This window comes from Neisseria sp. P0009.S008, assembly GCF_051958615.1.
GTDB classification, from domain to species: domain Bacteria; phylum Pseudomonadota; class Gammaproteobacteria; order Burkholderiales; family Neisseriaceae; genus Neisseria; species Neisseria subflava.
Genome location: NZ_JBQCVG010000006.1, coordinates 189,098 through 197,241, shown reverse-complemented (window position 1 = coordinate 197,241; position 8,144 = coordinate 189,098). Strand labels below are relative to the sequence as shown.

The 8,144-nt window shown below is 52.0% G+C and carries 6 protein-coding genes; 2 read left to right on the top strand and 4 right to left on the bottom strand.

Going from position 1 to position 8,144, the window contains the following annotated elements; genetic code table 11:
- Nucleotides 1–149: 149 nt before the first annotated feature.
- Nucleotides 150–956, top strand: a complete 807-nt coding sequence (locus ACTHSQ_RS06915; RefSeq protein ID WP_036472495.1) for a DNA ligase — start codon at nucleotides 150–152, stop codon at nucleotides 954–956.
- A 65-nt stretch (nucleotides 957–1,021) separates the two neighbouring features.
- Here the strand turns inward: ACTHSQ_RS06915 and ACTHSQ_RS06910 are convergent, their stop codons facing one another.
- On the bottom strand, nucleotides 1,022–1,672 hold the full coding sequence (locus ACTHSQ_RS06910; protein ID WP_440371068.1) for an HAD-IA family hydrolase: 651 nt from the start codon (nucleotides 1,670–1,672) through the stop codon (nucleotides 1,022–1,024).
- 10 nt (nucleotides 1,673–1,682) lie between these two features.
- The gene (locus ACTHSQ_RS06905; RefSeq protein ID WP_440371069.1) at nucleotides 1,683–2,669 is read right to left on the bottom strand and encodes an RluA family pseudouridine synthase; all 987 of its coding nucleotides are present in this window, start codon (nucleotides 2,667–2,669) and stop codon (nucleotides 1,683–1,685) included.
- Between the two features lie 516 nt (nucleotides 2,670–3,185).
- On the opposite strand from ACTHSQ_RS06905, the gene ACTHSQ_RS06900 reads away from it, so the two are divergent.
- Complete coding sequence (locus ACTHSQ_RS06900) at nucleotides 3,186–6,080, top strand: Rne/Rng family ribonuclease (RefSeq protein ID WP_440371070.1); 2,895 nt, start codon at nucleotides 3,186–3,188, stop codon at nucleotides 6,078–6,080.
- A gap of 255 nt (nucleotides 6,081–6,335) precedes the next feature.
- On the opposite strand, the gene mscL is transcribed toward ACTHSQ_RS06900, so the two are convergent.
- Both mscL and fabI read right to left on the bottom strand, forming a co-directional pair.
- On the bottom strand, nucleotides 6,336–6,779 hold the full coding sequence (mscL, locus tag ACTHSQ_RS06895) for a large conductance mechanosensitive channel protein MscL (RefSeq protein WP_440371071.1): 444 nt from the start codon (nucleotides 6,777–6,779) through the stop codon (nucleotides 6,336–6,338).
- Nucleotides 6,780–7,226: 447 nt separating this feature from the next.
- Nucleotides 7,227–8,015: an enoyl-ACP reductase FabI gene (gene fabI / locus ACTHSQ_RS06890; protein ID WP_003748060.1), complete on the bottom strand. Its 789-nt coding sequence runs from the start codon at nucleotides 8,013–8,015 to the stop codon at nucleotides 7,227–7,229.
- Between the last annotated feature and the right edge of the window lie 129 nt (nucleotides 8,016–8,144).

Genomic DNA, 8,144 nt, shown 5'->3' with positions numbered 1-8,144 from the left:
GCTGAGTCCTGTCGCATACAGAACCCAGCTTACACAGAGCGCCTGAATAGGCTTTTATGAGTGTCCAAGATTTGGGGCCAGTTCATTTTTTTGCTATTATGTATATATAATAAAAAGCAAGTCTGGAAAAATGTCTTATGAATAATGTAATGCGGATCATGATACCGATTTTTGCGGCTTCTTTCATCTCTGCGGCGTTTGGTGCAGATTTGTTGTTGGCGCAGGAATATAAAAATCAAGATATTGCCGGTTGGGCCATGAGTGAAAAGTTGGATGGCGTACGCGCGTATTGGGACGGCAGGCGGCTGGTCAGTCGTCAGGGTTATGCGTTTACACCACCCAAAGGTTTTACAGCAGGTTTTCCGCCGTTTCCGATGGATGGTGAGTTGTACAGCGGACGAGGGCGGTTTGAGCAAATTTCCGCGACGGTGCGTTCTGCCTCGGGAAATTGGGACGGCATCCGTTTGCATGTTTTTGATGTGCCGCAGGCGCAGGGTAATCTGTATCAGCGGCTGGAAACGGCTTCGAAATGGCTGAAATCACACCCGTCGGCACGGTTTACGGTCATTCCGCAAGTCAAGGTGCGCGACAAACAGCATGCTTTGGATTTTTTGAAACAAGTCGAAGCGCTGGGTGGGGAAGGTGTGATGCTGCGTCAACCTGAAGCCCGTTATGCAAGCGGTAGAAATGGGCAGCTGTTGAAGCTGAAAAGTGAATATGATGATGAATGTACGGTAACGCGTCATTATGAGGGCAAAGGGCGCAATGTCGGGCGTTTGGGTGCGGTAGGATGCAAAAACCAATATGGCGAGTTTCGTATCGGCAGCGGTTTTAAGGATAAAGACCGCGACCATCCGCCGAAAATCGGTGCACTGATTACTTACCGTTATCGTGGTTTTACGCAAAAGGGAACGCCGAAATTTGCAACATTTGTCAGGGTGCGCTCGGATCGATAAAACAAATGAAAGGCCGTCTGAAAATAGGTTTCAGACGGCCTTTCATATAGATGTTGTATAGCCTTTTATAAGGTTTCCAATACATCAGGCAATTCGGCCAAGCTGTTGAGCATGGCGACATGGGGCAGGGCGGAAAGCTGTTGGGCGGTATGTGCGCCGGTGGTGACTGCGATGGCGCGGATTTTGGCGTTGGCAGCCATTTCTAGGTCGTGGGTGGTATCGCCGACGACGACGGCCTCTTCCGGTTCAACACCCAGTCGGTCGCAGAGGGCAAGTACCATGTCGGGCGCGGGTTTGGACGGATATTCGCTAGCGCAGGCGGTTTCCAGCCAAAAGGCTTGGGTGTTGGTTTGTGCGATGGCTTTGTCCAAGCCGCTCCGGCCTTTGCCGGTGGCGATGGCAAGCCAATAACCTTGTTGTTGCAAGCGTTGCAGGCAGGACAGGGCTTCGGGGAACAGGGTCATATTGTGATTGTTGGGATTGAGGTAGTGCGCGGCATAGGTCTCAATCAGGGTTTCCTGAACGTGTTCGCTGACGTTGTGGGCAAGGCGGCGAATGATGCCGGACAGGCTGTATCCGATGAGCGGACGGATTTGGTCGGCTTCGGGAACGGGCAGGCCGCAATCGGCAAAGCTTTGCTGAAAGGTGTGGATGATGGGGTTGGTGGTGTCGGCAAGCGTGCCGTCCCAGTCGAAAATGATGAGTTTGGGTTTCATGGGTTTCCTTTCAGACGGCCTTTTCCTGATTTTCCAACATTACAATGAATTGCGCCAATTCTTGCGGCAGGGGGGCTTTCAGGATCAGTTTTTCGCCGGTCAGCGGATGGGCGAGGTGCAGCTCGGAAGCATGCAGGAACATTCTTTTCAAACCGAGTTTTTGCAGGCGTTTGTTGGCCTGATAGTCGCCGTAGCGTTCGTCTCCGGCAATGGGGCAGTCTTGCGATTGCAGGTGGACGCGGATTTGGTGGGTACGGCCGGTTTTCAGGGTGGCTTCGACAAAGGTCAGGTCGGAAAGGCCGACTTGGTGCAAAAGGCCGTCTGAAAAACGGTTTAACACGCGGAAGATGGTGTGGGCGGATTGGCCGTCTTCGCTGACGCGCACCATTTTTTCGCCTTGTGCGCCGGTGTATTTGAACAGGGGGAGCTTGACGTGGAAGCAGTCGTTCGGCAGCCTGCCGACACCCAGCGCAAGATAGATTTTTTTCGGATGGTCGTTGCGGATGGCTTCGTGCAGTTTTACCAAGGCGCTGCGTTTTTTTGCAATCATCAAAAGGCCGCTGGTATCTTTGTCGAGGCGGTGGACGAGTTCGAGATAACGCGCTTCGGGACGGGCGCGGCGGATTTGTTCGATGACGCCGAAGCTCACGCCGCTGCCGCCGTGGACGGCGACGCCGGATGGTTTGTTGATGACCAAAAGCGCATCGTCTTCGTAAACGATGTCAAACTCGCGCGCAGGCGCGGCCTGGCTTTCAGACGGCCTTTGTTTTTCGGCGATGCGTATCGGCGGAATGCGGACGGTATCGCCTGCCTGAATGCGGTTGTCGGGTTTGCAGCGTTTTTTGTTCAGTCGCACTTCGCCGGCGCGGATAATGCGGTGGATATGGCTTTTCGGGACGCCTTTGAGGATTTTTATCAGATAGTTATCAAGGCGTTGGCCTTCCGCGTGTTCGGCAACGGCAATCAGGCTGACTGAATCTTTGCGTATTGCGTGCATTTTCTCTATAATCCCAAAACGTCCGTTTCGGGACCCGAACCTGCCGTTGCAGGCCGTCTGAAACGGATTTATTGTTAAAACGAGATTTTATATTAAAAACGCACTCCGCAAAGCATTTCCTTGTGTTTGTTCAAAGCCGGCAAACGCAATCCCGTAATTAAGTTTGAATTGAACCTGCCGTCCGGCCGGGCGTAAGACGCAGTCCGCGCAGCACCGTCCGAAATTACCGGCGCTACGATAATAAGAAGATGTAGGCTGCCTTAATTTTGTCCGAAGCATCAGCATTCGGACGGCAGCGGAACCATCAACCTTTCCGCCGCATTGTTCTTTATTTCCTTCTTTATCCGAATCCGTCCGCACATGGCTTGAGCTCAAGCATGCAACCTTGCGGATTTCAAATCAAATACTGGTTACACGGGGATTTTCCCATCTTGCCTTTGAAGAGTGCCAACCGGACAGACAGGCCGTCTGAAAAAGATATTCACAAATCAAACGGCCGCTGTTCACGAGGTGACTATGAAAAGAATGTTATTCAACGCAACGCAGGCCGAAGAGCTGCGCGTTGCCATTGTCGATGGCCAAAACCTTTTGGACTTGGACATCGAAACGCTGGGCAAAGAACAGCGTAAAGGCAATATCTACAAAGGTATCATTACCCGCATCGAGCCGTCGCTGGAAGCGTGTTTCGTCGATTACGGAACCGACCGCCACGGCTTTTTGCCGTTTAAGGAAGTATCGCGTTCGTATTTCCGCGATTACGAAGGCGGCAGGGCGCGAATTCAAGACGTGCTCAAAGAAGGCATGGAAGTTATCGTCCAAGTTGAAAAAGACGAACGCGGCAACAAAGGCGCGGCGCTGACCACTTTCATCAGCCTGGCTGGCCGCTATTTGGTATTGATGCCGAACAACCCGCGCGGCGGCGGCGTATCCCGCCGTATCGAAGGCGAAGAGCGTCAAGAGTTGAAAGCCGCCATGGCCGAACTCGACATTCCAAACGGCATGAGCATCATTGCCCGTACTGCCGGCATCGGCCGCAGCGCGGAAGAGTTGGAATGGGACTTGAACTACCTCAAGCAACTCTGGAAAGCCATCGAAGAAGCAGGCAAAGCACATCATGACCCTTACCTGCTCTTTATGGAAAGCTCGCTGCTGATTCGTGCGATTCGCGACTATTTCCGTCCCGATATCGGCGAGATTTTGGTGGACAATCAAGAAGTTCACGACCAAGTTGCCGAGTTCATGAGCTACGTCATGCCGAGCAATGTAGGCCGTCTGAAACTCTATCAAGACCACACGCCACTGTTCTCCCGTTTCCAAATCGAACACCAAATCGAAAGTGCGTTCTCACGCAGCGTCAGCCTGCCTTCCGGCGGCGCGATTGTGATCGACCACACCGAAGCCCTGGTTTCCATCGACGTCAACTCTGCGCGCGCTACACGCGGCTCTGACATTGAAGACACCGCGTTCAAAACCAATATGGAAGCCGCCGAAGAGGTTGCCCGTCAAATGCGCCTGCGCGACTTGGGCGGTTTGGTCGTCATCGACTTCATCGACATGGAAAATCCGAAACATCAGCGCGATGTTGAAAACGTTCTGCGCGATGCGCTCAAAAAAGACCGCGCCCGCGTGCAAATGGGCAAACTTTCGCGTTTCGGCCTTTTGGAATTGAGCCGCCAACGTTTGAAACCGGCTTTGGGCGAAAGCAGCCACGTTGCTTGTCCGCGCTGCGCCGGTACCGGCGTCATCCGCGGTATCGAATCCACCGCCCTGCACGTTTTGCGCATCATTCAAGAAGAAGCAATGAAAGACAACACCGGCGAAGTGCACGCACAAGTTCCTGTCGATGTTGCCACCTTCCTGTTGAACGAAAAACGCGCCGAGCTGTTTGCGATGGAAGAGCGCTTGGATGTGAACGTCGTCCTGATTCCAAACATTCATTTGGAAAATCCGCACTACGAAATCAACCGCATCCGCATTGACGACGTAGAAGAAGACGGCGAACCGAGCTACAAACGCGTTGCCGAGCCGGAAGAAGACGAATCCGCCAAACCTTTCGGCAGCGAAAGAGCCAAAGCCGCCCGCCCCGAACCCGCCGTCAAAGGCGTGCGCCATACCCAGCCAGCCCCGGTTGTAGCCGAGCAGAAGAACGGTTCATGGTGGGATAGCTTCAAAGCATGGCTCAAACGCATTTTCGGCGGCAATACCGCAGCCGAAACCGCGCCTGTTGCCGAAGTGGCAGAAAAACGCACTTCAAACGGCAACAACCGCAACGGCAATTCCGGCAACCGCCGCGCAAACAACCGCCGCCAAAACCCGCGCCGCAACAATAGGCACGACGGCAGCAAGGTAGAAGTGCGCGAAGTGAATGCCGAAGCTGTCGACAGCAAGTTTGAAGAAAACAAATCAAACGAAAGCCGCAACGATGAGCGTAAAGACAGCCGTCGCAACCGCAACCGTAACAACCGCCGCGATGATCGCAACAACGAGCGCAACCGTGTTGAGGAAGTGGTTGAAGACGTAAACGTTCAAGAAGTGGCTGCACTGGCTGAGATGCCGTCTGAAAACCAAGCGGAACAAAACGGCAATAAACGCCGCCGCAACAACGGCCGTAACGAGCGCAACCGTCATCAATCTGCGGAAAACCGTGTTGAGGACGTGAACGTTCAAGCCGATGGCGAACAGGCGCAAGTTGAAGCGGATGACAACGCCCGCAGCGAAGAGGGTGTGAAAAACAACGGCCGTCAAGGACGCGACCGCAACAACCGTCAGCGCAACAACCGTAACGACCGCCGTTCCAACAGCAAAAAACGCAATATTCCGTCTTCGGCAAAAATCGAGCAATACCTGAACATTACCGATACCGCCGACAAAGTCCTCTTTGCCGTAGCGCATGTTTTGGGTTTGAACGAAACGGTCGAAGTTGCAAATGCGACATTGACTTCTGAAAGCGATCAAGCCGAGCCGCTGGTGATTGTGGTATCCGAGCCTGAAGTTACCAGCGCAGAGCCATTCGTATTTGCGATTGAAAGCGAAGACGAGCCTGCCGTAGCGCAAACTGAAAGCGCAGATGCCGAACAAGCCCTGCTTGCTTCTGCAGTCAGCAACGTTAAAGAAGCCATTTCTGCGGTATTGTCTCCGAATGGAACGGCTACTGTTGCACCAGCCAAAGTACCAACCGAAACTGTTGCCACGCAAACTGAAACCGTAGCCGAAGCAGCGCCTGTCGCAATCGTTGTGCCTGAGAGCTTGGGCGATTTGATCTTCGTTGAAACCGATCCGCAAGCCGTTGCCGCTTTTGCCGCGCAGCCACAACCTGAACCGGTTGCTAAAACACGCCGTTCGGATGTACCTAAAGTAGAAGTGGAAGACGTAGCAGTCGAAATGATTTTGGTGGAAACACGCAAAGACTAAGATTGGTTTTCCATTAAAAGCCCGATGTTGAACGCATCGGGCTTTTTTATTGGCAAGGAGATGCGCTGCTCATTTGCTTTGTGTTTGCTGAGCGTTGTTGTTTCATGGTTAAAAAAGCAGGATAGCTTGCTGAGAAAGGGAAGGGCGTGATTCTTTCAATGGAAAAGGCTTAATGATAAATAGATTGATATGAGAAAAGGCCGTCTGAAATGGTTTCAGACGGCCTTGGTTTGTGTGTATGTTTAGGTATTGTGATTATTTTTTGTTCAGAGAGTCACGGATTTCGCGCAACAACAGAACTTCTTCGCTAGGCTCTGCTGGTACTTCTTCAGCAGGAGCTTCGGTTTTTTTCACGGAGTTGATGGCTTTAACCACGCAGAAGATGGCAGCGGCGATGATCAGGAAGCTGATCACAGTGTTGATGAACAGACCAATGTTCAGGGTAACGGCACCGGCTGCTTGAGCGGCCGCCAGGTTGGCGTAACCTTCTGCAGGAGCGGCTTGCGCGCCGTCTTTCAGCGTGATGAACAGGTTGGAGAAATCAACGCCGCCGATCAACAGACCGATAGGAGGCATGATTACATCGTCAACCAATGATTTGACGATGCCGCTGAATGCTGTACCGACAACCATACCGACTGCGAGGTCGATCACGTTGCCACGCATAATAAATTCTTTAAATTCTGAAGCGATTGACATAATTAATCTCCTGTATGTGTTTGGTCAAAATCAGATGTGATTCAATTAATCGGCAGGCATCTTAACGCTTTATTAGTTAAGAAGAATTCAATAATGTTAAATTTTGTATTTCATGCCAAAAATGCCCTGCTTCTATGCCTTCTGTATGAAAAACAGGCCGTCTGAAATTTTTCTGTTACTTTTTTACACCATTTTTTATTAGCGGCTAAGTATCAGATAACATGAATGTTATCTTTAGAATCAATGCTCTATCTCATCTTTTAAATGAGATGAAATGATAATGTTGTAATGTTAGTAACATAACGCGCCGAAGCGTACGACAATTATGTTTTATTCGTGTATTTGAATTTCAGACGGCCTTATCGGTTATGCCATCATTTAAACCATAATGTAATGGCCATAAAAAACGCACTTTCATCATGAAAGTGCGTTTTATGTGAAAACTGTTTAGTTCTCTTCGTCGTTCAGCGCGTTGATGCTGTAACCGCCGTCAACGTAGGTAATCTCGCCGGTAATGCCGGAAGCGAGGTCGGACAGCAGGAAGGCGGCGGTGTTGCCGACTTCTTCGGTGGTAACGTTGCGGCCCAGTGGGTTGTGGGAAGCGACGTGGCCCAAGAGTTTGCTGAGATCGGCGATGCCGGAAGCAGCCAGGGTTTTGATCGGGCCTGCGGAGATGCCGTTGCAGCGGATGCCTTCTTTGCCCAGGCAGGCGGCGGTGAAGCGGATGCCGGCTTCAAGGCTGGCTTTGGCCATGCCCATAACGTTGTAGTTAGGAATGGCACGAACGGCGCCCAAGTAGCTCAGTGCAACGATTGCGGCGTTGCGGCCCTGCATCATCGGACGGGCGGCTTTTGCCAGCGCAGGCAGGCTGTATGCGGAGATTTCGTGAGCGGTGTTGAACGCTTCACGGCTGATGCTGTCGAGGAAGTCGCCGCTCAAGGCTTCTTTGGGGGCGAAGCCGATGGAGTGGACGAGGCCGTCCAAGCCGTCCCAATGTTTGCCCAAGTCAACGAACACTTGGTTGATTTCGTCGTCGCTGGCAACGTCGCAGCGGAACACGAGTTCGGAGCCGAGTTCTGCCGCCATTTTACGGACGCGCTCTTCCAGTTTGTCGACAACGTAGGTGAATGCCAATTCCGCGCCTTGTTCGCGGCAGGCTTTGGCGATGCCGTAAGCGATGGAACGCTCGGAGATCATGCCGGTAATCAGAATTTTTTTGCCTTGCAAAAAGCCCATTTTCTTATCCTTTCAGTGGTATTGCGGTTGCATTAAACTGCGCATTATAGCAAAAACCGCTGTTTTGGCATAGAAAACAACGGATAACCCTTTGTCTTGCCTCAAATAGGGATGAGGTTGTCTGCCGGG

Excerpts from the sequence above, each read along its gene's own strand:
- ACTHSQ_RS06900 (WP_440371070.1), top strand. The coding sequence starts at position 3,186 with ATGAAAAGAATGTTATTCAACGCAACGCAGGCCGAAGAGCTGCGCGTT.
- ACTHSQ_RS06910 (WP_440371068.1), bottom strand. The coding sequence starts at position 1,672 with ATGAAACCCAAACTCATCATTTTCGACTGGGACGGCACGCTTGCCGAC.
- ACTHSQ_RS06915 (WP_036472495.1), top strand. The coding sequence starts at position 150 with ATGCGGATCATGATACCGATTTTTGCGGCTTCTTTCATCTCTGCGGCG.
- mscL (WP_440371071.1), bottom strand. The coding sequence starts at position 6,779 with ATGTCAATCGCTTCAGAATTTAAAGAATTTATTATGCGTGGCAACGTG.
- fabI (WP_003748060.1), bottom strand. The coding sequence starts at position 8,015 with ATGGGCTTTTTGCAAGGCAAAAAAATTCTGATTACCGGCATGATCTCC.
- ACTHSQ_RS06905 (WP_440371069.1), bottom strand. The coding sequence starts at position 2,669 with ATGCACGCAATACGCAAAGATTCAGTCAGCCTGATTGCCGTTGCCGAA.